This is a genomic window from Bdellovibrio sp. HM001, assembly GCF_055397275.1.
Genome location: NZ_AP029174.1, coordinates 740,478 through 764,508 on the forward strand (window position 1 = coordinate 740,478; position 24,031 = coordinate 764,508).

General features: G+C 49.6%; 18 protein-coding genes, 2 tRNA genes and 3 rRNA genes. 22 read left to right on the forward strand and 1 reads right to left on the reverse strand.

The genetic code is table 11. The features are described from left to right. The first annotated feature begins 25 nt into the window (after nt 1-25). The 16 genes from lepB to ACZ5ZZ_RS03705 all read left to right on the forward strand — a co-directional run bounded on the left by lepB (nt 26) and on the right by ACZ5ZZ_RS03705 (nt 17,122). Entirely contained in the window at nt 26-703 is a 678-nt protein-coding gene (lepB, locus tag ACZ5ZZ_RS03630) for a signal peptidase I (protein ID WP_464133512.1), read from the forward strand. A gap of 35 nt (nt 704-738) precedes the next feature. After that, nucleotides 739-1,641, forward strand: coding sequence for an aspartate carbamoyltransferase catalytic subunit (locus ACZ5ZZ_RS03635; RefSeq protein WP_464141284.1), 903 nt, complete (start codon nt 739-741; stop codon nt 1,639-1,641). Next, nucleotides 1,641-2,705, forward strand: coding sequence for a glutamine-hydrolyzing carbamoyl-phosphate synthase small subunit (gene carA, locus ACZ5ZZ_RS03640; protein ID WP_464141285.1), 1,065 nt, complete (start codon nt 1,641-1,643; stop codon nt 2,703-2,705). Before ACZ5ZZ_RS03635 ends, carA begins: the two co-directional genes overlap by 1 nt. Continuing rightward, entirely contained in the window at nt 2,702-3,370 is a 669-nt protein-coding gene (locus ACZ5ZZ_RS03645) for a DUF7986 domain-containing protein (protein WP_464120243.1), read from the forward strand. The genes carA and ACZ5ZZ_RS03645 overlap by 4 nt, the downstream gene beginning before the upstream one ends. A 23-nt stretch (nt 3,371-3,393) precedes the next feature. Then, complete coding sequence (carB, locus tag ACZ5ZZ_RS03650) at nt 3,394-6,588, forward strand: carbamoyl-phosphate synthase large subunit (protein WP_464141287.1); 3,195 nt, start codon at nt 3,394-3,396, stop codon at nt 6,586-6,588. Continuing rightward, nucleotides 6,585-7,475 (forward strand): substrate-binding domain-containing protein, encoded by an 891-nt coding sequence (locus ACZ5ZZ_RS03655; protein ID WP_464120245.1) that lies wholly within the window; start codon nt 6,585-6,587, stop codon nt 7,473-7,475. The genes carB and ACZ5ZZ_RS03655 overlap by 4 nt, the downstream gene beginning before the upstream one ends. Before the next feature lie 7 nt (nt 7,476-7,482). Beyond that, nucleotides 7,483-8,226 carry an ABC transporter ATP-binding protein gene (locus tag ACZ5ZZ_RS03660; protein WP_464133521.1) on the forward strand — a complete coding sequence of 248 codons (744 nt, stop codon included), beginning with the start codon at nt 7,483-7,485 and terminating at the stop codon, nt 8,224-8,226. Continuing rightward, nucleotides 8,219-8,989: an ABC transporter permease gene (locus ACZ5ZZ_RS03665; protein ID WP_464141289.1), complete on the forward strand. Its 771-nt coding sequence runs from the start codon at nt 8,219-8,221 to the stop codon at nt 8,987-8,989. The genes ACZ5ZZ_RS03660 and ACZ5ZZ_RS03665 overlap by 8 nt, the downstream gene beginning before the upstream one ends. Beyond that, a complete protein-coding gene (locus tag ACZ5ZZ_RS03670) occupies nt 8,982-9,773 on the forward strand; it encodes a prepilin peptidase (protein WP_464141292.1) in 792 nt (263 codons plus the stop codon). The genes ACZ5ZZ_RS03665 and ACZ5ZZ_RS03670 overlap by 8 nt, the downstream gene beginning before the upstream one ends. 155 nt (nt 9,774-9,928) lie before the next feature. Beyond that, nucleotides 9,929-10,984: a type IV pilus assembly protein PilM gene (pilM, locus tag ACZ5ZZ_RS03675; protein WP_464120249.1), complete on the forward strand. Its 1,056-nt coding sequence runs from the start codon at nt 9,929-9,931 to the stop codon at nt 10,982-10,984. Next, a complete protein-coding gene (locus tag ACZ5ZZ_RS03680; RefSeq protein ID WP_464133525.1) occupies nt 10,981-11,595 on the forward strand; it encodes a PilN domain-containing protein in 615 nt (204 codons plus the stop codon). The genes pilM and ACZ5ZZ_RS03680 overlap by 4 nt, the downstream gene beginning before the upstream one ends. Beyond that, on the forward strand, nt 11,588-12,181 hold the full coding sequence (locus tag ACZ5ZZ_RS03685) for a type IV pilus inner membrane component PilO (protein WP_464133527.1): 594 nt from the start codon (nt 11,588-11,590) through the stop codon (nt 12,179-12,181). The genes ACZ5ZZ_RS03680 and ACZ5ZZ_RS03685 overlap by 8 nt, the downstream gene beginning before the upstream one ends. Then, nucleotides 12,178-12,843 carry a pilus assembly protein PilP gene (locus ACZ5ZZ_RS03690; RefSeq protein WP_464141294.1) on the forward strand — a complete coding sequence of 222 codons (666 nt, stop codon included), beginning with the start codon at nt 12,178-12,180 and terminating at the stop codon, nt 12,841-12,843. Before ACZ5ZZ_RS03685 ends, ACZ5ZZ_RS03690 begins: the two co-directional genes overlap by 4 nt. 24 nt (nt 12,844-12,867) lie before the next feature. Next, nucleotides 12,868-15,060: a type IV pilus secretin PilQ gene (locus tag ACZ5ZZ_RS03695; protein WP_464141296.1), complete on the forward strand. Its 2,193-nt coding sequence runs from the start codon at nt 12,868-12,870 to the stop codon at nt 15,058-15,060. Nucleotides 15,061-15,072: 12 nt separating this feature from the next. After that, the gene (locus ACZ5ZZ_RS03700) at nt 15,073-15,681 is read left to right on the forward strand and encodes a hypothetical protein (RefSeq protein ID WP_464141299.1); all 609 of its coding nucleotides are present in this window, start codon (nt 15,073-15,075) and stop codon (nt 15,679-15,681) included. A gap of 130 nt (nt 15,682-15,811) precedes the next feature. Then, nucleotides 15,812-17,122 carry a replication-associated recombination protein A gene (locus ACZ5ZZ_RS03705; RefSeq protein WP_464133536.1) on the forward strand — a complete coding sequence of 437 codons (1,311 nt, stop codon included), beginning with the start codon at nt 15,812-15,814 and terminating at the stop codon, nt 17,120-17,122. 166 nt (nt 17,123-17,288) lie between these two features. Here the strand turns inward: ACZ5ZZ_RS03705 and ACZ5ZZ_RS03710 are convergent, their stop codons facing one another. Beyond that, nucleotides 17,289-17,594, reverse strand: a complete 306-nt coding sequence (locus tag ACZ5ZZ_RS03710) for a cupin domain-containing protein (RefSeq protein ID WP_262552336.1) — start codon at nt 17,592-17,594, stop codon at nt 17,289-17,291. 221 nt (nt 17,595-17,815) lie between these two features. Between ACZ5ZZ_RS03710 and ACZ5ZZ_RS03715 the strand changes: the two genes are divergently transcribed. The 6 genes from ACZ5ZZ_RS03715 to rrf all read left to right on the forward strand — a co-directional run bounded on the left by ACZ5ZZ_RS03715 (nt 17,816) and on the right by rrf (nt 24,015). Then, complete coding sequence (locus tag ACZ5ZZ_RS03715) at nt 17,816-18,331, forward strand: hypothetical protein (RefSeq protein WP_464118133.1); 516 nt, start codon at nt 17,816-17,818, stop codon at nt 18,329-18,331. Between the two features lie 155 nt (nt 18,332-18,486). Next, a tRNA-Ala gene (locus ACZ5ZZ_RS03720) sits at nt 18,487-18,562 on the forward strand. 305 nt (nt 18,563-18,867) lie between these two features. Further along, nucleotides 18,868-20,372 (forward strand): 16S ribosomal RNA (locus ACZ5ZZ_RS03725). 142 nt (nt 20,373-20,514) lie between these two features. Next, a tRNA-Ile gene (locus ACZ5ZZ_RS03730) sits at nt 20,515-20,591 on the forward strand. A 114-nt stretch (nt 20,592-20,705) separates the two neighbouring features. Beyond that, nucleotides 20,706-23,646 (forward strand): 23S ribosomal RNA (locus ACZ5ZZ_RS03735). 252 nt (nt 23,647-23,898) lie between these two features. Then, nucleotides 23,899-24,015 (forward strand): 5S ribosomal RNA (gene rrf, locus ACZ5ZZ_RS03740). Together the 16S, 23S and 5S rRNA genes with 2 tRNA genes alongside form the textbook arrangement of a ribosomal RNA operon. The last annotated feature ends 16 nt before the right edge of the window (nt 24,016-24,031 follow it).

Below are 24,031 nucleotides of genomic sequence, written 5' to 3' on the forward strand. Positions count from 1 at the left end.
TCCCTGTTCCGTTTAGGATTTAAGGATGAATCGCTGGCGGGAATATCTGACAACTTTAGTTTTGGCTGTGCTGTGTGCGCTGTTTGTGCGTCATTTTCTGGTAACAGCCTATAAGGTGCCAACGGGCTCTATGCAGCCCGCGCTCAAACCCGGTGATTTCATTTTTGCGTCCCGCATTTCTTATGGGGTGCAGATTCCCTTTGCCAGTCAAAGATGGTCCCTGACTTTGCCTGAAAGAGGCGATGTCGTAGTCTTCACCTATCCGAATCAACCTTCCGTGACTTACGTAAAACGTGTGATTGGTCTGCCCGGGGATCGTGTGCAGATTATCAAAGGGCGACTTGTTCTAAATGAGGAGCCGGTGAATTACGACAAGTTGGAAGCTGTGGCGGGTGACAATCCCAATCCTGAACTTTTCGATATTTACTCTGAAAAAGTGGGTGCGTCCTCGTGGCGTGTGATTTTCCAAAAAAATCCGGATGATAAGGATTTTGGTCCCCTGGTGGTGCCTCCTGGAGAAGTGTTCTTGCTGGGAGATAATCGTGACGCCAGTGACGACTCGCGCTATTGGGGCACGGTTCCTATGGCCCAGGTGGTGGGTCGGGTGGCTTTAATTTGGCTTTCGCTGGATTGGCAGCAGAAATGGGGCGGGGACCGTTATCCTTCAGTGCGTTGGGACCGAGTTTTTTCCACGGTCCATTGACAAGTCTACCCTTGGAACCTAGGCTTGGGTTCTAGATGTCGTCTAGGAAAAATTTCTCTCTTATTGATCTTCGTTCTCTTGAAAAAACAAAAATCGATATCCTATTCTCTTTCGCCGATCAAATTGCGGCGGGAAAATCGTCTGCTATTGAGGGCTTCGGAAAAACCGGAGCCCTTTTGTTTTTTGAGGCCAGCACACGCACACGCATGAGCTTTGAAACGGCCTGCGCACGTCTGGGGATTCATCCTTTGCGTTTGGACGGCGCGGCTGGCAGCAGTCTGGAAAAAGGCGAATCTCTGGAAGATACCGTCTTAAATGTCGAGGCGATGCAGCCGTCCTTCTTGGTGATTCGCACGGGCGATGATCTGGATTTGCGCGCACTTTCTGAAAAAATCTCCACTCCGATCCTGAATGCGGGCTGGGGTAAGAAAGGTCATCCAACACAGGCTTTGTTGGATGCCTACACCATTCGCAAGCATCTGGGGTCCTGCGCAGGACAAAAACTGCTGATTGTCGGTGATGTTCGTCACAGCCGAGTGGCAGCGTCACACTTCGAGTTGGCGGAAAAGCTTGGTTATGAAGTGGCTTTGTGTGGCCCGAAAGAATTCCTCCCGCAGCTGCCGCCATGTCAGGTCTTCAGCGATCTTTCGCAAGGACTTCAATGGGCGACAGCGGCGATGGCTTTGCGGGTTCAAATGGAACGTCACGATCATAAGTATTCTTTGACGGACTATCGCGAGCAGTTCGGGTTCACGCAAAAGAACCTGAAAGCTCTGTCGGCAAAAGCCCTGATTATGCATCCTGGGCCGATCAATCAGGGGACCGAGATGGATGCGGATGTTCTGCAGGATCCACGCTGCAAAGTGCTGGATCAGGTTCACAACGGTGTTCTGGTTCGTCAAAGTCTGATTCATATGACAATGAAAGAGGTACAGTAATGCGCGGCTATCTGGTGCTTGAAACTGGGGAAGTCTACACGGGCGAATGGCAGGGTGGCACGGATCGCGCGGGCGAGGTGGTGTTCAACACGTCTCATTCCGGTTACGAGGAAATTGCGACGGATCCTTCATACTTTTCTCAGATTGTGGTGATGACCGCGCCGATGCAGGGCAACTACGGTGTCGAGGATGCTGTCTGGGAGTCGCGTCAGTTGTGGATCGATGGCTTTATCTGTCTAGAGGTTCAAGATTCCGAGCGTGATCGGGCTTGGAAGCAGCGTCTGACAGAAAATGGAATTCCTCTTTTGACTGAAATTGACACGCGAATGCTGGCATTGCGTCTTCGTCAAGGGGGCACTCCCTGGGGGGCCCTGATTCAGGCGCAGGATCAAACGACAGCTGTTGCTAAAGCTCAAGCCTTGATTGCTCAGAAAAAGAACATGGATAAGGACTGGGTTTACCTTGCCTCCCGCAAAGAGCCAGAAGTGCGTCGTGGGGATAATATGGTGGGGCCTCGTATTGCTGTTTTGGATTTTGGCAGCAAGGAAAATATCTTAAGAGAGCTTCAACATCGCTGTTCAGAACTCAAGATTTTCAACAGCCGCACGTCGGTGCAGGACATTTTGGCCTATAATCCTGATGGAATTATGCTGACCAATGGCCCCGGTGATCCGGCTGACGTGAAAGTGGCTATCGGGACTGTCCGTGAACTATTGGGTGTAAAACCCATTTTTGGGATCTGCATGGGCCACCAAATTCTGGGCCTGGCTTTGGGAGCTAAGACCTACAAGCTGAAATTTGGTCATCGAGGCAGCAATCATCCTATTCGCGACACTGTGCTTAATCAGATTTATGTGACCAGTCAGAACCATGGATACGCCGTGGAAGAGTCTACATTGCCTCCTGACGTGAAAGTGACTCACGTGAATCTCAATGATGGCACTGTGGCAGGATTTTATAGTGAAAAACGCAAGTGTTTAGGAATACAATATCACCCGGAAAGTTGTCCGGGGCCGCATGAGGCCTCCGGGCTGTTTAGCTACTTTGTAGAGCGGATGATATGAACGAATACGAAAAACTGATCGAAAAAATCCTTAATCACTTTGTCAGCGATGCCTTCAAAGACGAATTGGCCATGGCCAAAAAAGAGTTCTTTGAAAATGCCGGGACCTTGGATGAAAACTCCGAGCACTATGAATCGCGCATGGCTCAGTTCTATGACTGGTATTTTTTCACCAGAGAACTAAAAGGATTCGGTCAGACCCCTTTGGAGGCCTGCCTGCTGGTGCGGGAATTGCGTTTCTCTGAAGAAGAACTGCAAACACTGGAAGTGCTAAAGCAGCACCGCCATTCCATTTTTGAGTTTGTTAAAATCAAAGACGGGGACGTCTATATCAAAGATCTTCTGTACGGGAAGAAAGGCCTTTTTGGAGCTGAAACTCTGGTAGTGAAGGCTTCTCCTTTCGTCTTTGGTTTTGATCCAGATGAGCTTTTCGAAGTCCGCCTGATCCCCCAAGGGGATTCTTATGTCTTTACCCGCGGCTTCTGCTTCCACCCTGAAAGTGCGAAGAAGTTCATTCTGGCCGAGGTGAAACGTCACCGCAAAGATCCGGATCTGGATCCGGATCTGCTGATGCTTCGCCTGATTAAGATGCGTTATAAATTTGAACAGTACAAACACGTCAGACCCGAAATGATTTACTCCAATGAGGGGAAATTGGGGATCTGATGGCCGTGACCTAGGAGGAAAGAGTGTCGCGCAAGTCCAGTATTAAGAGAGTTCTTATTATCGGATCTGGACCCATCGTTATTGGACAAGCCTGTGAGTTTGATTACTCCGGCACTCAAGCCTGTAAGGCACTCATGAAGGAAGGATTGGAAGTTATCCTGGTGAACTCCAATCCCGCCACCATCATGACCGACCCGGAAATCGCCACCCGGGTTTATGTTGAGCCACTGAAAGTGGACTATCTTGAAAAAATCATCGAAAAAGAAAAGCCTGATGCGGTGATCCCCACTTTAGGAGGTCAAACCGCCCTGAACCTTGCCTTGGATCTTCATGCCAAGGGTATTCTGCAAAAGCATAAAGTGCAGTTACTGGGTGCGACTCCGCAAGTGATCAAGGCCGGAGAGGATCGTGAAATTTTCCGCGGTCTGCTGGATAAAATCGGTGCAAAGTACCCTAAAAGTCATTTGATCCGCACTTACGAACACGGCCTGCAGATCGCAGAAGAGCTGGGATATCCGATGATTCTTCGCCCAAACTACACTCTGGGCGGCGGCGGGGGGGGAATCGCCTATTCCCCGGAAGAATACAAAAAAATGCTGGTGACCGCCCTGCATGAAAGCCCCACTTCCGAAGTTTTGGTGGAAGAAAGCATCCTGGGGTGGAAAGAGTATGAACTTGAAGTCATGCGCGACTACAAGGGCACTTTCGTGGTTGTGTGCAGTATCGAAAATCTCGACCCTTGTGGCGTTCACACCGGTGACAGTATCACAGTGGCGCCTCAGCAGACTTTGAGCGATCGAGAATATCAGGCCATGCGTGATGAGGCTTGCAAGATCATCAACGAAGTCGGAATCCAGACAGGTGGGGCAAACATTCAGTTTGCGGTTCATCCCACAACTCGCGAGCGCGTGGTGATTGAAATGAATCCTCGAGTCAGCCGATCTTCGGCCTTGGCAAGTAAAGCCACCGGATTCCCCATTGCCAAAATCGCGGCCTTGCTGGCGATCGGCTACAGTTTGGATGAGCTGCAGAATGATATCACCAAGGTGACACCTTCTTGTTATGAGCCAGCTTTGGATTATGTCGTCACGAAAATCCCGCGCTTTGCTTTTGAAAAGTTTGTGGGTTCCAAAGACACTTTAACCACGCAGATGAAGAGCGTGGGCGAGGTCATGGGAATCGGCCGAACTTTGCAGGAATCCCTGATGAAAGCTCTGGCCAGTCTGGAAAAAGATCCGCAAGCCATCCCGGAAGTGATGTTGGAAACGGGTAAGATCTCGTACCCGAACAGTCGGCGGATCTATCATCTTTTCCAAGCCTTCCGTGAAGGCAAGACCGTGGCTGAAATCGAAGAGCTAACCCGCATTAATCCCTACTTCCTGGAGCACATCGAAGCTTTGATCAAGTTTGAAAGAACTTTCAAGGCTGATTTTACGGACAGCAACGCGGAACTGCTTTTGAAGGCCAAAAGGAAAGGATTCACCGATGCCAGACTGGCGGCGTTGGTGGGTAAGAAAGAAACCGATATTCGCGCCTTGCGTGAAAAGCACGGAATCCTTCCGCGCTATTCTCAAGTGGACACCTGCGCGGGCGAATTTGAATCCTCCACGCCGTACTTTTACTCTTCCTACTGGCCTATGATGTCGGCGACGGTGAATGCACCGGATGCCGTGGTTATTATTGGCAGCGGTCCGAATCGTATCGGGCAGGGCATTGAGTTTGATTACAGTTGCGTGCGCGGGGTGAAGGGGTTCCAGAAGAACGGCAAAAAAGTCGTCATGGTGAACTCCAACCCAGAAACGGTTTCAACTGATTACGACACTTCTGACGTTTTGTTCTTTGAGCCTCTGACCGCAGAAAGTCTTTGTGAAATCATGCGCTTTATCAAGCCGATGGGCTTTGTCGCACAGCTGGGCGGACAGACGCCGATCGGGGTGGCTCCGGAGTTGGTGAAGGCCGGCTATCGTCTTCTGGGGTCTTCGTTGGAGACAATAGATCTTGCGGAAGACCGTGGGCTGTTTTCGAAGATCTGCCGCGAATTGAACTTTGCCATTCCCAATTCCGGTATGGCAGGGTCTTTGGAAGAAGCCCTGAAACTTGAAAAAACAGTGGGATATCCGATGATCTGCCGCCCAAGTTATGTTTTGGGTGGACGCCGTATGGAAGTTATCGAAAACACCGAAGAGCTTCTGTCATACTTCCAACGTCACAAGGACTATATCTCGGAAGACAAGCCCTGCCTGATGGACCAGTTCCTGGCCGGTGCGTTGGAAGTGGATGTGGATCTGGTTCGGGGCGAGGACTGGGTGGTCGTCGGTGGAGTCGTGGAGCACATCGAAGCCGCGGGAGTTCACTCAGGGGACTCGATGGGGGTTTTGCCTCCGCACCGTCTGAAAGATGAAACCTGTGCGCGTATTGAGGATCTGAGCAAACAGCTTGCCCATCGTATTGGGGTGATCGGGCATTTGAATCTGCAGCTGGCTGTGAAAGACGATGTGGTTTACATGCTCGAAGCCAATCCGCGCAGCTCCCGCTCGGTTCCTTTTGTGGCCAAAGCCACGGGGATTCCGCTGATTGATCTAGGTGTTGCCGCGATGCTGGGGAAGAAAAAGAAAGATCTGAAGCTGGATACCTTAAACTGGAGAAACACTCAGACAGTTTCTGTCAAAGGTGTGGTCTTCCCGTTTAAAAAGTTCCCGGAATCTGATTCGATTCTGGGCCCCGAAATGAAATCCACAGGGGAAAGTATGGGGCGCGGAAAGAACTATTCCGAAGCACTGGCAAAGGCCTTCCTTTCAAGTAACATAAGACTTCCAAAGATCGGGCAGGTGTTCTTCTCGTTGCGCGACAAGGACAAGGAAATCATGCTGCCTTTGGCGCGCGAACTGCAACGCATGGGTTATGGGGTTTCGGCCACGACGGGAACGGCGTCATTCTTTAATGAAAAAGGTGTGAACTGTCTGTCTTTGCGGAAGGTCGATGAGGGTCGTCCTCACTGCGTGGACAAGATTCGATCAGGCGAAGTGGCGTTTGTGATCAATACCACCTCGGGCCGTCGTGCAATCGAGGCCAGCTTCGACATTCGTCGAGCTTGTACAGACTACAACATCCCGTGTATCACCGAAAGTGATGCGGCCGAGGCCTTTGTTCTTGCTTTGAAAAACGAAAGAAATGAGTCATCATCAGTCGAGGCCCTGGGGGCTATGGAGGCATTTTGAAACGACTCATTCTCGGTTTGCTGGCAATTCTCTCACTTTCCACAGCACATGCGGCGGAAGTCACTGCGGAAGCAGTCCCGCCGTCGATCACTCTGGGGGTGATTCCGGGTGGTAATCCCGAGAATTTGCGCGAGCAGGGGTTGGCCCTGGCAAAAGAACTTCAGGCCAAGCTCAACATTCCGGTGAATATCTATATTTCCAAGAACTATGCGGGCCTTGTTGAAGCGATGAAAACCAAAAAAGTGGATTTTGCGTTTTTCTCCTCTTCAACTTATGTTTTTGCGGAACAACAGGCCCAAGCCAAGGTTTTGCTGAAAAAAGTGTGGAATCATCCGTACTATTACTCAGTGATTGTGACCCCGAAGAATTCTGGGATCAAAAAGTTGAAAGATCTCAAGGGCAAGCGTATTGCTTTTGTGGATGACAAGTCCTCGTCCGGTTACCTGTATCCTCAGGTGGCTTTGCGCAAAATTGGTCTGCAGGACAAGGACTTCAAGGAAGTAGCTTTCACTGGAAATCATCAGGCGTCCATTCAGTTTCTGGAAGCAAAGAAGGTGGATGCAGCCGCTGTTTTTAGCGATGATGAAAAGGGGCTTGAGGGAGCTTGGGAAAAGTTTGGGACAGATAAAAAGGCCCAATACCGAATTTTATGGAAGAGTGCGCCGATCCCCAATGATCCTTTCTGTGTTCGTCAGGAATTTTACGACACTTATCCGAAAATCACGCACACTTTGATGTTCACTTTGATCGATATTCTGGAGCAAACCCGTAATAAGAACACTTACTCTGAAATTTTGGGTTCTCGTGACTTGATGCCAGCCACTTCTAAACAGTATGATCCTGTGAGGGAGATGGTGAAGGCTCTGAATATTGAGCTGAAGCCTTAAGCACATAATGTCTGTATTATCTATTGAAAAGCTGAATAAGACATTCAAGGGCGGTCTTTTTGAAAAAGACCGTCATGTCCTGCGTGATGTCAGTTTCGCGCTTCCAGAGGGGCAAACCTCCGGCTTTGTCGGCAGCAATGGTGCTGGCAAGACGACCACCATTAAATGTATATTTGATTTTATCCGTCCCGACAGCGGACAGATTCACTTTTTCGGAAAGCCGCTGACCAGTGAAAGCAAAACCCGCGTGGGGTATTTGCCCGAACGCCCTTATCTCTACGAATTTCTGACGGGGATGGAATTTCTGCGTTTGCACTGGAATCTTTGTTATGGAGCGTCTCTAAAGGACTTCCACGAGCGGGCTCATGAGGCCCTGAAAAAGGTGGATCTTTTTGAGGCCAAAGACCGTCGCTTGCGTACTTATTCCAAAGGTATGCTGCAAAGAATTGGGATTGCTCAGGCGATTCTGACGCGTCCGGATCTGCTGATTCTGGATGAGCCCATGTCCGGTTTGGACCCGGACGGCCGGGCCATGGTGAAAGATATTCTGCGGGAAGAACAAAAACGCGGAGTCAGTTTATTCTTTAGCAGCCATCTTCTTCAGGATATGGAGGAGTTGTGTTCACATCTTGTGGTGATCAATCGGGGGCAGATTCTTTATGACGGAGTTTTAAGCTCGTTCATGGCAGAATATCAAAGCCTGGAAAAAGCGTTCTCAGTGCTGAAGGGCAAGGAGGAAGGCCGTGTATAAGGTATGGACTTTAGCGCGCACCACTTTGCGTGAAATGCTAAGAGAAAAGATCTTTATGGTGGCGGTCCTGATTGCCGTGGCCCTGTTGGCCCTGAGTTTCCTTTTGGGGGCATTGTCTTTTGCGGAACAAAGAAAAATTCTGGCAGACTTTGGCTTTATGGCGATTCAAATTTCCGGTTTGGGGATTTCTTTGTTTGCCGGAGCTTATCTGTTGGCCAAGGAGATTGAAAAGCAGACTTGTCTGTTGATTCTTTCCCGACCCGTCAGTCGCGCTCAGTTTATTCTGGGGAAGCTGTTTGGGGTCCTGGCATTGAACACTCTTCTGATGAGTGCCTTGGGTGTGGTGCTTTTTCTGCTGTTGGGTCTGTGGAAAGAGTCCCAACTTCTCCCGGCATTTTTGGAGATCGGTCTAAGTCTGTGGTGTGAAAGTGCTGTCATTCTGTGTCTGGTGATCTTCTTCAGTCTGGTGGTGCGACCTGTTCTGGCCCTGGGGGCCGGGGTTATGGTTTTCCTGCTGGGGCACTGGCTGGGGGACCTGACCTTTTTCGCTGAAAAAAGTAAGGAAGAGGTCTTTGTGCAGGCTGTGAAGGTTCTGCACTGGGTGACACCCAACTTCTACCGCATGAACTGGAAATCAGCTTACTTCCTTGAAAATGGCATTCCGTTTGACAACATTCTATGGATGCTGGCGCACATGACAGGCTGGGCTTTGCTGGCCATTTTGTTGACCAACTTCTTCTTCAGGAGAAAAGACATTGTTTGATTTGGATACGGGCTTTTATGTCCTTTTCTTTATTTTGGGTGCGATCTTTGGCAGTTTCGGGAACGTCATCATCTATCGTCTTCCCAGGGAGGAAAGCATCGTCAAGCCACGCAGCTATTGTTACAGCTGCAAGACCCCGGTAAAGTGGTACGACAACATCCCTATTTTCAGCTGGTTTATCCTTCGCGGGCGTTGTCGCAAGTGCCATGCAAAGTTCTCTTTCCGTTACCCTTTGGTTGAACTGATCACGGCGGTGTTGTTCGCACTGAGCTACCATTACGCAGGCCTCTCCTGGACGCTGCTTGAGTATCTGATTTTCGTGTTCGGTTTGGTGGTTTGCACATTTATTGATCTGGACCACATGATTCTGCCTGATGAATTCACTCTTTCCGGCATTGTCATAGGACTGGTTGGGGCGGCCTTGAATCCGCAGCGCGAGTTTTTGGATGCGCTTTTTGGGATGCTGATGGGGGGCGGATTCCTGTGGGGAATGGCCTACGTCTATTATTTGTTGACCAAAAACGAAGGCATGGGCGGTGGTGACATCAAGCTTCTGGCCTGGATCGGTGCGATCCTGGGGTGGAAGGCAATTCCTTTTGTGATTATGTCTTCAGCAGTCATTGGCAGCGTGATTGGTTTAATCGCTGCCAGAAAGCAGAAAGCAGGACTAAAGACGGTGATTCCATTTGGCCCTTACCTGGCCTTAGGTGCGGTTCTCTATCTGTTCGGAGGCGAGACCATCGCGCTTTGGTACCTCGACTTGTTCCTTCCGGGTCTGAGTTAGTGGTTCGACCGAGGCTGGACCTTTGGGTATGGCCTCGACCCTTGTTTGACATTCCCCACCCAAGCAGAAATAATTTTAGTATGTTAGACTTGTGTCTAAAGACGTAAGTCTTTGAAAAGACATCTGAGTGGTACAACTGGGGAAGCAGCGAAAGCATGTTTTTTAAATCGAAAAAAGTCATCGGACTCGACATCGGATCGAGCTCCATCAAACTTGCTGAAATGGACGTCAGTGGCAAAGGCGCCCAGCTTCTCTCTTTTGGTTTTGCACCAACGCCTCCCAACGCCGTGTCTGGCGGGGAAATTGTGGATATCGGTTCGGTGGGAATCGCGATTCAGCAACTGATTGCTGAAGTGAAAACCAAACGCAAGGGCATCGCCACAGCCATGTGGGGAACCGCCGTGATCGTGAAAAAGATCACGATCCCGAAGATGGATCGCAAGCTGATCAAGGATCAGATCCGCTTTGAGGCCGAGCAGTATATTCCTTTTGATATCAACAACATCAGTCTGGCGCACCATATTCTGAACACCAGTTCTTCGCCTGATGCGATGGATATCTTGTTGATTGCCGCACAAAACGAACTTGTCAGCCAGTACACTCAGGTCATTGAAGTGAGCGGTCTGAACTGCAGCGTTTTGGACGTCAGTGGTTTTGCCCTGGCCAATGCCTTTGAACTGAACTATGGCAAGATTCCTGGTGAAGTCGTCGGCATCCTGAACTTCGGCGCTTCCATCACCAATTTCGTGGTTCTGCAAAACGGCGAGGTCATCTTCTGCCGTGATATCCCAGTTGGCGGCGCCAACTACACCAACGAAATTCATAAAGCTATGGGTGTGACCGTGGCGGAAGCCGAGGCTTTAAAGCTCAGTGCCATATCCCGTCGTGAGGTTCCGGATGAGGTTCACAGCATTATCAGTGCGACGAACGAAGCCGTGACGGAAGAGATTCGCAGCAGTTTGGACTTCCTCAGTGCGACCACCAATGGCCTTGTCTTGAACCGTTGTTTCTACACCGGGGGGAGCTCGGCAACCTCCGGTCTGGTTGAGACGGTGTCGCGGGTTACGGGCATTATGATGGAACAGTTCAATCCATTCCTGCGCGTGAAGGCCAATCCTAAAAAATTCTCACCTGAGTATCTTGATCAGATCAGCGCTTTTGCAGGTGTTGTCACCGGACTGGCTTTGCGCCAGCAGGGGGACTCCACATGATTAAGATTAATCTTGCCAATGGATCAGGCTCAGGAGTTGCGGGAGCCTCACTGGGGTCTTCGCTGGGAATTTCCACCGAATCCTTCATGGGGGCCGAGGAAATTCGCAAAGAGGCACTAAAGCGCCTTGTGCTTTTGGTTGTGGGACCTTTGGCTCTGTATATCTATGAGAATCAGAATGTGCCGACCAAAGTGGCTGAACTGAATTCTAAGAATCAGATTTTGGCCGAACTACAGTCTTATAACGCCAAGGCTGCAGATTCCGTGGCTGAAATTAAGAAATTTAAGGAAGACGAGGCTTTAATGGAGGCTCGTATTTCCGCTTTGGAAAAGATCTCCAAAGATCGTCAGCGCGAAATCCGCGTTCTGGATCTTTTGCAAACCGTGATTCCGGAAAAAGCCTGGTTGACCCGGGTGCAGATCAATCCGGGCCGCGTGAACATTCAGGGGCTGGCTTTGAGTGACTTTGAAGTATCTCAGTTCCTGGAGGCTCTGACAAAAAGTGTGTTCTTAATGGACGTGAACTTGGTCAGCTCCAGCGAGTCCGTGCAGGACGGGGTAAGTTTGAAGAAGTTTGAGATCAGTTGTTTGCTGGAGAGACCAAATGAATAAGTTATTTGACACTCTCGCGGTTCAAACGATTGGAAAAATTCTGGTGATCGGGTTGGCCCTGACGGGGTTGTACTGGAACTTCATCTATGATGATGGTTCCGCCGTCGACGCTCAGATTGCAACTGTGAATCAGCAGCTGCAGGAAGAGGAAAACAAGAAAAAAGACACGGATGCGACTTTGAAACAAGTGCAGGAAATGCAGGAAAAAGTCGGTCAGCTCAGCCAGAAGTATCAGGAGATCTCCCGTCGATTGCCGGCGGTGTTGTTCTCAATTGATATCAACAAGGCGATCGATGACTTTGCCCGGAATGCTGGTGTCAGTGTGAAATCGAAAAAACCGGGTGAGAACATCAAAAAAGAAGTTGTGGAAGAGGTTCCGGTGGAAGTGACTCTGGAGGGAAGTTATGCCGAACTGGCTCAGTTCACTTTCCTGGTTTCCACAGCCGAGCGTATGGCCCGTGTGCAGAACATTGTTCTAAGCGAAGCCGAGCCGGGTTCAAAGAAATTGAAGTTTGAAGGACAGGTAGTGGGTTATAAACTGGCTCCGGAAGAAAAGAAACCGGCAGCGACGGAGAATCAGCAGTGAAATCTGTAAGATGGATTGTATCTTACATTTTAGTGGCATCCTTGGGGCTTTGGCTGGCCTTTGCGGTCAGCATGAAGTTCATGGCGCCGGCTCATTCTCAGGACGCTCCGTCGAACGGAGATTTACCTGCTGAGTTCCTAAAAGAGGTCGAGTCCACACAAGTGCCTCCAGCAGGGGCCGCTCCTCCTGCGGCAGCGAAGGAAGTTCCGCCGCCGCCGGCAGAGCCTACGCAAGTACCGGCTCCGCCTGCGCAGGATATTCCGGTGGGTGATGCGGTGACGGCACCTCCTCCGGTGCAGGAAATTGTGCCTCGCGATGGTTATGTTTACGATCCTACGGGCAAGCGTGATCCGTTTAAGGTGTTTAAGACAGTCCGTCCTATTTTGCCAGAGACTGCCAAGCAAAACGAAGTGCTTGAGCCTTTGCAGCGTTGGGAAATTGATCGTTTGCAGGTTGTGGGTATTTTGTGGGATGTGAAGACGCCTCGTGCGATGATCAGAGATCCCGATGGGGCTGTATTTGTAGTGACTAAAAATTCCAAAGTGGGTCGTAGCGAAGGATTCGTGGCGACCATTCGCGAGGGTGAAGTCGTCGTGATGGAAACCAAGTACGAAGATGGCAAAGCCTTTAAAGAGCCCCGCGTGATGGAATTGAAAAAATAGTATTCTAAGTTTTAGGAGGAACTAATGAACGGATTCATTAGATTGTTAATCCTGAGTGCAATGATTGCCTCTTTGACCTCTTGTGCAAGTCAGCCGGTGGAAGACGATTTGTCCCTGGATGGATTTGATTCCTCTGCAGAGGTTGCGCCTGCTGAAGAAGCGGCACCGTCCAGTGCCGACAGTGATTTTGCTGAATTCGATGAAATTGACAATCAACCGGCTCAGGCGGAGTCCGCTCCTGCGGGTGACCAGGATCTGGCGATTGAAGAGGAAGTGAATCAGGCTGGCGGATCCGAGGATCAACAGGTGGCTCAGGATGCTCCTGCTGCGACAGAAGAATCCAATCCGACAGAAGATCCGTTCGCGGACAGTTCTGTGGCGGATGTCCCGGCTCCTGCAACGGAAGAGCCGGCCGCACCAGAACCAACAGTGGTCGAAACCACTCCGGATCCATTTGCTGAACAGCCGACGGTGACGGAAACGGCGCCTCCGGCGCAGGATTCGTTTGCAACAGCGCCCTCTGCATCTCCGGCGAATATCACGGATCTTAAGTTCCGCGCCAACGAAACAGGCGGAACGGTGATCGTGCAAGGGGATCGCCCGTTGACGTATACAACGCGCACGAATCCCGATTTGAACCAGTACATTATTGAAGTGGACAACGCCAATCTGCCGGATCGTCTGAAGCGTTCTTTGAACACCAAAGACATCAAAGGCAGCGTAGGCGCTATTGATGCTTATCAGAATCCGGGCTCTTCAACAGCACGTTTTGTGATCCAACTGCGTGACGGTGTGGGTGAACCCACTGTTCAGCAGGAAGGAAACAGCCTGCTGATCGTGGCCAGTGGTACTGGTGCCGCTCCGGCAGAGTCAGTGGAAGTGACTGATGTCAGCAACGCGATGGGGGATAACAAAATCCTTCCAAGTCAGAATCTGACAGAGTTCCTGGCAGGCAACACCAAATTCTACGGCAAAAAGATTTCCATCGAGACCAATAACATGGACATCCGTGACGCTTTGAACTTCATCACGGAAGAATCTGGCGTAAACATGGTGATTTCCGAGGATGTGAAGGGCGCCGTCAGTTTGAAACTGCGCCAGGTTCCTTGGGACCAGGCTTTGGTGGTTCTGATGCAAGCCAAAAAGCTGGGTTACACTCGTCAGGGCAACGTCCTGCGAATTGCTCCGGTTCAGGATTTGAAGGCGGAAGAGGATGATGCCACCAAGCTGGCTCAAGCGCGCCGAAATCTGGAGCCGCTGAAGGTTCGCATGTTCCCGGTCAGCTACGCAAAAGTGGACGAGCTGGAAAAGAAAATCAAAGACTTCCTGGGTGATCGCGGCAAAGTTGTGGGCGATGTTCGTACCAATGCCCTGGTTGTGACAGACATCGAGGAAAACCTGGAGCGTGCGGCGAAATTGATTCAAAGCCTGGATACGCAGCCACCACAGGTTTCCATCGAGGGTAAAATCGTGGAAGCTTCGGAAAACTTCACCAGAAATATCGGGATCAACTGGAGTGCTTCCGGTGCACCGATCAAACTGGGCAGCACGGCTCGTGGTCCTGTGAATATGAATCCAAGCTTTAATGTGAACTCCTCAGCCGCCGGCCAAAACGGGGCTTTGAATTTCGGTTTGAACGTGGGGACTTTGGATATCTTCGGGACTCTTTCAGCTGCGTTGTCTTTGAACGAAATCAACGACCAGGTGAAAATCATCTCGGCTCCAAGAATTTCGACCATGTCCAACGAGAAAGCTGAAATCAGTCAAACGACGGAAGTTCCGGTTCGTCAGGTGACTCAAAACGGGACGGCGACTCAGGAAACGTTCCAGTTCAAGCCATTGACTCTGAAGCTGGATGTGACTCCGCAAGTAACGGCGGACGGATCTGTTATAATGAAAGTGCTTGTGAACAGACAGTTCCGTGGAGCTGACGTGAGTAGTGCGGGTCAAGGGGCCTTTGCGGTGAACAGTCGTGAAGCCAATACCCGTATTTTGGTTAAGAACGGACAGACTGCCGTTATCGGTGGTATCTATCAAAGTGACGCGACTGACGGGGAAACTGGGGTGCCTTGGTTCCGCGAAATCCCGGTTCTGGGCCACTTGTTCAAGACCAAAAATATCACGAAAGAAAAATCTGAACTGTTGATCTTCCTGACGCCAAGAATTCTGGGTCAGGTGGGTTCGGGTTCCATGAATACGAATGCAACAGATCTCTAGAGGAGACGACGTATGAAATTTTTAAAAGTTCTGCTTTTGGTTTCTACTGTTGCGGTCTTCCTGCCCAGCTGTTCCGAGAACACCAGCCAGTTGGCCGTGCAGTTGGGAACAACTCGCACGTATGTCATCAATGCCACTGCGAAAAGCTGTCTGACCAAGGAAACAGAAGACCCGTCCAATCCTTCGCCTAATGATGTGGGAGCGGCCTTCTTCCAGATTCAGTATTTGAATATCGCTTGGCCAAACACTGAAAAGACTTTGATTATTGCGGCGATCCGCCTGAAGTTCCAGGGGCCTCAGTTCTCTGGGGGAACCTATCTTTGTGAGTTCGCGGGGGATAATCTTCTGGCTCTCAACGAAATCTGGTATGCGAAAGGGGAGGCTGCGGTCGGCGGGCCGGAAATTCCAAGTTATAAACAACCAACTAACGCGGCTCAAAGATACACCCCTGCTCAAGTGGTTTCCACGACATGCCCCATTGTCTGCGGTGGTTTGAATTCTTCGGCGTCCTTCCAGTCTTCCGGGACTGTGGATATCATTGGTTTTTCTCGTGACTCTAAAGGCGAGCTGACTCCGGAAAGGACCACAGGGTTCATCTCCATTGAAAGTTTAGGGGACTAGGGCAGAGTCCTTAGTGACGTATTACAAGAAACAGGAAAAGGGCTCAGCAATGAGCCCTTTTTTATTTCTCTGCGCGCGGTCAGCGGCCTTTTTAGGTGATTCCGTCGGGGGGATGGTTTATGACCCTTTCATGGATCTTTTTTCAGCTGCGCAGTCCTCTACCGGAACATCCCCCTTATCCGAGATTCTTCGTCCAAAGAATCTGGATGAAATCTTTGGTCAGGAAAAGACTTTGGGACCCAAGTCCAAACTGGGCCAAATGTTACGCAAAGGTTATTTGCCCAGCCTGATCATCTGGGGCCCTCCGGGAACCGGGAAAACGACCTTTGCTCTGGCTTTGTCTCAGCACTTCAACGCTCACTATGTCCATCTTAATGCTGTGGACTCAGGTGCTAAAGCCCTGCGTGAAGTGGGGGAGGCGGGGAAAGACCGTCGTATCCAGTTCCAGCAAAAGACGATTCTTTTCGTGGACGAAATTCATCGTTTCAATAAGGCCCAGCAGGATGTGTTATTGCCCTTTGTGGAAAAAGGCGATGTGGTGCTTGTGGGGGCGACGACGGAAAATCCTTCTTATGAGCTCAATCGCGCTCTGCTGAGTCGCTGTCGCGTGGTCATCTTTGAACGCTTGTCCGATCAGGATCTTAATAAGATTATCGCACGGGCTGAGGCCCACTATGCGAAGTCCCTGGATAAGATACTGACCTCGGCGGCACGACAGAATCTGATTGAGTACTCAGACGGGGATGCGCGCCGACTGATAAACAGTCTCGAGATTTTATACACCTTTACCAAGGACGAAGATCAGGCCGAACCTCTTGATGTGAACGATATGCGTGAACTGCTTCAGCAGAATCCGCTGGGTTACGACAAGAATTCTGAAATGCACTACGATACGATTTCGGCCTTTATCAAAAGCATTCGGGGCAGTGATCCGGACGCGGCCATGTACTATCTGGCGCGCATGCTGGATGGCGGGGAGGATCCGATTTTTATCGCTCGCCGTCTGATTGTTTTGGCCAGTGAAGATGTTGGCAATGCGGATCCACGTGCCATCTCTGTGGCCATTGCCGGTTTGCAGGCTGTGGAAGCCATTGGTCTGCCGGAGGGTGCGATCACACTTTCTCAGGTGACGACCTATTTGGCCTCGTGCCCCAAATCCAATGCATCTTACATGGCTTTGCATAAAGCCCGTGAGTTGGTGGAAAAGACACGCACGCTGCCGATCCCATTGCACTTGCGCTCGGCCAAAACAGCCTTGGCTAAAGATTTGGGATACGGTCGCGACTATAAATATCCCCACAATTATCCCACCGGCTGGGTGGAGCAAAGCTACCTGCCAGACGAAATCGAAGAGAAACCTTCGTTGTATGAGCCCACTTCTCGCGGATTTGAAAAGAACATCAAAGACTATTTGAACTGGATGAAGCTAAAGAAGGATTGAGGTGCGGAGCACCTCTATAAGCGCAGGAGGTTCGGGTGCTTATAGCGGTATTCTTATTAGTAGTCGTCCGGATGAAGACATATATAGTGAAATAAATCTCTGAAGACCTTGAGTGAAAAAAAAGCCTGCACGAAGCAGGCTTTTTTTATTTTAAGATGGTTAAACCTTAGATGGCTCTCTGGGCGCAGACACTCACGCAAGGCTCAGTTCCTTGTGCCACGTATGAAAAGCGCGTATTGCCGGGGATTTCCACGCGGTCCCCGGGGCGCAAAACAAACTGATTACCAGCAACATTGAAAATCATTTCACCGCTGATGATAACCCGCACTTCTGCGAAAGGTTTGCGATGGTCGGCGACCTTTTTGTGGGGCTCCAGAACCTGCTCATAGGGCTCCATGCCTTCGGATTCCAGGATCAGATTTACCTGCTGTTTGTTCGGAACAATGGGTGCTTGCCAACGTGTGATGATCATAATAGTGCGCCTCTTTCGGCCCTCGTTATCTCAAATCGGCACAGGCTTTACAAGTCACGGTGCCGATGAATCTCGCCTTGAAACAGTATCACGAAAAAATATCCGAAATGCGACAGGATAAGAGGCCTGATTCTCAACTTTTTTTGTTTTCTCGTTAAGTCCTTTTGTGGATTGTCGATATCTCTATTGTTGGAAGGACCCTATTTATAGGGGAGGGTAATTTGAGCAGTTCTAAAACTAAGTCGACACACGCTGAGCTAGACAACATTCTGAATTTTGTCGATTCCTCTAAGGGTCTTAGAGCGAAGATTCACGAGTCTGGCAAAGTACAAATCCGCCAGGACCTCGATGGTAAAGTATTCTCCTTCAATACCCAGGAAGTCAGTGAGGTTTTGCATCGCGCGGACTCTGAAGGGAAGCCGTTTATTCAGGTGAACTTTAAGAATGGAACGAAGGTGCTACTGACGGAAACACTGGTGGGCTTTAAGCCGCTAGAGACCTTGGGATTGGATATGTCCCGCATTCCGAAAGTGGTCACAACCCCGGATCTTTTAAGTGTCTATGAAGCCATTGAAGAGTCCATGGGAGCTGATAATGGCCTGGATCATGAGGTCGAAATCCTAAAAAAGGTCTATACGGCGATTGTTTCTGGTGGTGAGAAGGTAGGGTTCGACCTTAGTTTTGAAAGAGCCTGGCTAAATAGACTTCTAGCGTCAAAATTCAAAGCAAGCGCTTAAATACACGTAAATTCAGTAGTTTAGTAATGTATTTTGCCATAACCGAGGCCCCTGCCTCGGTTATTTATTGAGCAACTTCTGGTGGGTTATTAAAATTTCGAAAAAAAGCTATTGACCTTTTTCGGCCCTTACGAGAAAACAGCTCCACTTCGTTTGGGGGCATAGCTCAGCTGGGAGAGCATCTGATTTGCATTCAGAAGGTCGCAGGTTCGATCCCTGTTGCCTCCACCAAATTTCTCATATAAGAACTTTTCGAAGTTCCGCTGTATCGAGATTCTTTTCTTCTTTAAGACTTTTGTCTCGATGAAGAAAAAATAAAAAAGATTGTTGACGAGAAACAAGAAATCGATAAGATTGGTTCCTCTCGCTTCGATAGCGAAGTGAATGAAAAGAAATTTTCGCTCTTTGAAAACTGAATAGCTAGATAAAATAGATTTTTGGGCTCTTTGAATACTGAGTAATTAGTATTCACAATTTCAAAAAATATTCGAACAAACAATAGCGTAAAAGCTAGCTGTTTGCTTCTAACAGAATTTAAACTGGAGAGTTTGATTCTGGCTCAGAACAAACGCTGGCGGCGTGCCTAATACATGCAAGTCGAACGGGGTAGCAATACCTAGTGGCGCACGGGTGAGTAACGCGTGGATAATCTGCCTTAGAGTGGGGGATAACTAGTCGAAAGATTAGCTAATACCGCATAAGACCACAAGAGCTGCGGCTCAAGGGGTCAAAGGTTTTTCGCTCTAAGATGAGTCCGCGTAAGATTAGCTAGTTGGTGAGGTAATGGCTCACCAAGGCGACGATCTTTAACTGGTCTGAGAGGATGATCAGTCACACTGGAACTGAGACACGGTCCAGACTCCTACGGGAGGCAGCAGTAGGGAATATTGCACAATGGAGGAAACTCTGATGCAGCGACGCCGCGTGAGTGATGAAGGCCTTCGGGTCGTAAAGCTCTGTCGCAGGGGAATAACACAATGAATGTACCCTGTAAGAAAGGATCGGCTAACTTCGTGCCAGCAGCCGCGGTAAGACGAGGGATCCTAGCGTTGTTCGGAATCATTGGGCGTAAAGCGGATGTAGGTGGCTTTGTAAGTCAGGTGTGAAAGCCTGGGGCTCAACCCCAGAAGTGCATTTGATACTGCGAAGCTTGAGTGTCGGAGAGGTTACTAGAATTGTTGGTGTAGTGGTGAAATACGTAGATATCAACAGGAATACCGGAGGCGAAGGCGGGTAACTGGCCGAACACTGACACTGAGATCCGAAAGCGTGGGGATCAAACAGGATTAGATACCCTGGTAGTCCACGCCGTAAACGATGGATACTTGTTGTTGGAGGTATTGACCCCTTCAGTGACGAAGCTAACGCGTTAAGTATCCCGCCTGGGGAGTACGGTCGCAAGATTAAAACTCAAAGAAATTGACGGGGGCCCGCACAAGCGGTGGAGCATGTGGTTTAATTCGATGCAACGCGAAGAACCTTACCTAGGCTTGACATGTACTGGAAGATTGGCAGAAATGTCGTCGCCCGCAAGGGTCGGTACACAGGTGCTGCATGGCTGTCGTCAGCTCGTGTCGTGAGATGTTGGGTTAAGTCCCGCAACGAGCGCAACCCCTGCATTTAGTTGCCAGCATTCAGTTGGGCACTCTAGATGGACTGCCGGTGTTAAACCGGAGGAAGGTGGGGATGACGTCAAGTCCTCATGGCCCTTATGCCTAGGGCTACACACGTGCTACAATGGTAGTCACAGAGCGAAGCTAAGCCGCGAGGTAGAGCAAATCGCTTAAAAGCTATCTAAGTTCAGATTGATCTCTGCAACTCGAGATCATGAAGTTGGAATCGCTAGTAATCGCGGATCAGAATGCCGCGGTGAATACGTTCCCGGGCCTTGTACACACCGCCCGTCACACCATGAAAGTCGGCTGTACCAGAAGTCGCTGCGCTAACCGCAAGGAGGCAGGCGCCCAAGGTATGGTCGATGATTGGGGTGAAGTCGTAACAAGGTAGCCGTAGGGGAACCTGCGGCTGGATCACCTCCTTTCTAAGGATTATCCGGTCAATCTTCATCAAGACTTGTTCTTGATAAGTTAAAATGACCCAATCTTAGGTCAACTTACTCTTCCCGAGTAAGTGAGTCCCAAAAATCTATCTAGCTGTTTAGTTTTGAGAGAGTGAAGCCTAACGGGCCTGTAGCTCAGTTGGTTAGAGCACACGCTTGATAAGCGTGGGGTCGGAAGTTCGAGTCTTCCCAGGCCCACCAAGTTCTACTGACGGTTGAATGCGGTGTAAGTTAGAGTTTTACGTGAACAAGTTTTTGTTCTTTGACAATTGAATAGATTGATTTAGTTGATTTTTAGCGAGGTTAGTTCCATTTTTTTAAGCTACAAAGGGCTTACGGTGGATGCCTTTGGCACTAAGAAGCGATGAAGGACGTGGTAAGCTGCGATAAGCTTCGGGGAGTGGCACACACACTTTGATCCGGAGATTTCCGAATGGGGAAACCCACCATTTATGGTATCACTCAATGAATACATAGTTGTTTGAAGCGAACGAGGGGAAGTGAAACATCTCAGTACCCTCAGGAAGAGAAATCAATTCCGAGATTCCCCCAGTAGTGGCGAGCGAACGGGGAACAGCCTAAACCTTCTTCATTAATTTGAAGGAGGGGTCGTGGGACCGCGATGTGGGACCGGAGAAGTTAGAGTAACAGTCTGGAAAGTCTGGCAAGATAGGGTGATAGCCCCGTACTCGAAAACTTCGAAGGCCCTAGCGGCATCCCGAGTACCACAGGACACGTGAAATCCTGTGGGAATCTGTGAGGACCACCTCATAAGGCTAAATATTCCTTAGTGACCGATAGTGAACAAGTACCGTGAGGGAAAGGTGAAAAGAACCCCGAGAGGGGAGTGAAATAGAACCTGAAACCGTAAGTCTACAAGCAGTTAGAGCCCCTTAAGTGGGCGATAGCGTACCTTTTGCATAATGAGTCAGCGAGTTATGTTTGCATGCGAGGTTAAGCCGTTGCAGGTGGAGCCGTAGCGAAAGCGAGTCTGAATAGGGCGATTTAGTATGCAGGCATAGACCCGAAACCCGGTGATCTAATCATGGACAGGTTGAAGCGAGGGTAACACCTCGTGGAGGACCGAACAAGTTGAGGTTGAAAACTCTTTTGATGATCTGTGATTAGGGGTGAAAGGCCAATCAAACTGGGTGATAGCTGGTTCTCCCCGAAATATATTTAGGTATAGCGTCAGGTAAAAAATATCATGGAGGTAGAGCACTGAATGGGCTAGGGGTCTTTACCGGATTACCAAACCCAAATAAACTCCGAATGCCATAGATATGTTCCCTGGCAGGCAGACTCAGGGTGATAAGGTCATGAGTCGAGAGGGAAAGAGCCCAGACCAACAGCTAAGGTCCCTAAATGCACGCTCAGTGGAGAACGTTGTGGAGTTACTTTGACAACTAGGAGGTTGGCTTAGAAGCAGCAATCCTTTAAAGAAAGCGTAATAGCTCACTAGTCTAGTGACTCTGCGCGGAAGATACAACGGGGCTAAGCGTGTTACCGAAGCTTTGGATTAAGATATTTTATATTTTAGTGGTAGGGGAGCGTTCTAGTGTAGGATGAAGATTGACCGGTAGGACAGTTGGACGAACTAGAAGTGATCATGCTGACATAAGTAGCGTTGAACTCGGGTGAAAAACCCGGGCGCCGAAAACTCAAGGATTCCTGGGTAAAGATAATCTTCCCAGGGTTAGTCGAGCCCTAAGACGAGGCCAAATGGCGTAGTCGATGGCAAAACGGTTAATATTCCGTTACCTAATAAATCGCGCTTAAGGAATGACGGTGTAGGATATCACAGCCTCTTATTGGATTGAGGTGTAAGCATGTAGGAGGATCAGTAGGCAAATCCGCTGGTCGTAACTCTGAGGTGTGAATGCGAGGGACTTGTCCCGGAAGTGTGAAAAGCCATGCATCCAAGAAAAGTTTCGTAAGTTTAGTTTTATTAGCTCGTACCGTAAACCGACTCAGGTGAGTGGGGTGAATATCCTAAGGCGATGGGGTGAATTTTGGTCAAGGAACTCGGCAACTTAACACCGTAACTTCGGGAAAAGGTGTGCCCGCGAGAGTGTAAGGATTTACTCCCCAAGCTTTTTCGGGTCGCAGAGAAATGGGAGTAGCGACTGTTTATCAAAAACACAGGTATGTGCAAAGTCTCAAGACGAAGTATACATACTGACGCCTGCCCGGTGCTGGAAGGTTAAGAGGATTTGTTAGCGCAAGCGAAGCAGAGAATCGAAGCCCCAGTAAACGGCGGCCGTAACTATAACGGTCCTAAGGTAGCGAAATTCCTTGTCGGGTAAGTTCCGACCTGCACGAATGGCGTAACGACTTCTCCGGTGTCTCGACCAAATGCCTCGCGAAATTGAATTCTCGGTGAAAATGCCGAGTACCCGCAGAAAGACGGAAAGACCCCGTGAACCTTTACTGTAGCTTGGCAGTGATTTTAGAGTTGGCATGTGTAGGATAGGTGGGAGACTTTGAAGCAGTGGCGCTAGCCATTGTGGAGTCAACCTTGAAATACCACCCTTGGCACCTTTGAAATCTAACCTGCTGCTCTTTACGAGCAGAGGGACACTGTCTGGTGGGCAGTTTGACTGGGGCGGTCGCCTCCCAAAAAGTAACGGAGGCGCGCGATGGTCCCCTCAGCCTGATTGGAAACCAGGCGTCGAGTGCATTGGCATAAGGGGGCTTGACTGCGAGACCTACAAGTCGAGCAGGTGCGAAAGCAGGCCAAAGTGATCCGGTGGTCCCGCGTGGAAGGGCCATCGCTCAACGGATAAAAGGTACTCCGGGGATAACAGGCTTATTCCATCCAAGAGTCCATATCGACGATGGAGTTTGGCACCTCGATGTCGGCTCATCACATCCTGGGGCTGGAGCAGGTCCCAAGGGTTTAGCTGTTCGCTAATTAAAGTGGTACGCGAGCTGGGTTCAGAACGTCGTGAGACAGTTTGGTCCTTATCTTCTGTGGGCGTATGAGATTTGAGTAGACCTGTCCTTAGTACGAGAGGACCGGGATGGACGAACCTCTGGTGTTTCTGTTGTCGCGCCAGCGGCAATGCAGAGTAGCTATGTTCGGAATTGATAACCGCTGAAAGCATCTAAGCGGGAAGCAAACTACAAGATTAGATCTCACTGGGGCTTCGGCCCCCTAAAGACTCCTTGGAGACTACGAGGTTGATAGGCTGAAGGTGTAAGTGTGGTAACACATTGAGCTGATCAGTACTAATAGGTCGTGAGGCTTTTTTAAAATTTTTCTTCTCAGGCTTCGGCTTGACGAAGATTTCGTCTCAAAGACTTCCTTTTAAAGGAACGAGAGACTAGCTCTCTGAATAAGTAAGAGAGTGATTGATGGGACTAACCGTTAATCGCTAAAAATCAATTAAATCAATCATTCGATTGTAACTAAAAGAAGTAACTTCTCCATTTGTGTTGGAAGCAAGTTGCAAAGAACAGAAAGGTTAGTGTAAGAAGCTAACCACTTTGACTTAATAAACGCTTTGCTGGTGTTTATAGCAGAGGGGCCACACCTGATCCCATTCCGAACTCAGAAGTTAAGTCCTCTTGCGGCGATGGTATTGCATGGGCGACCATGTGGGAGAGTAGCACGATGCCAGCTCTTTTTTACTCGAACC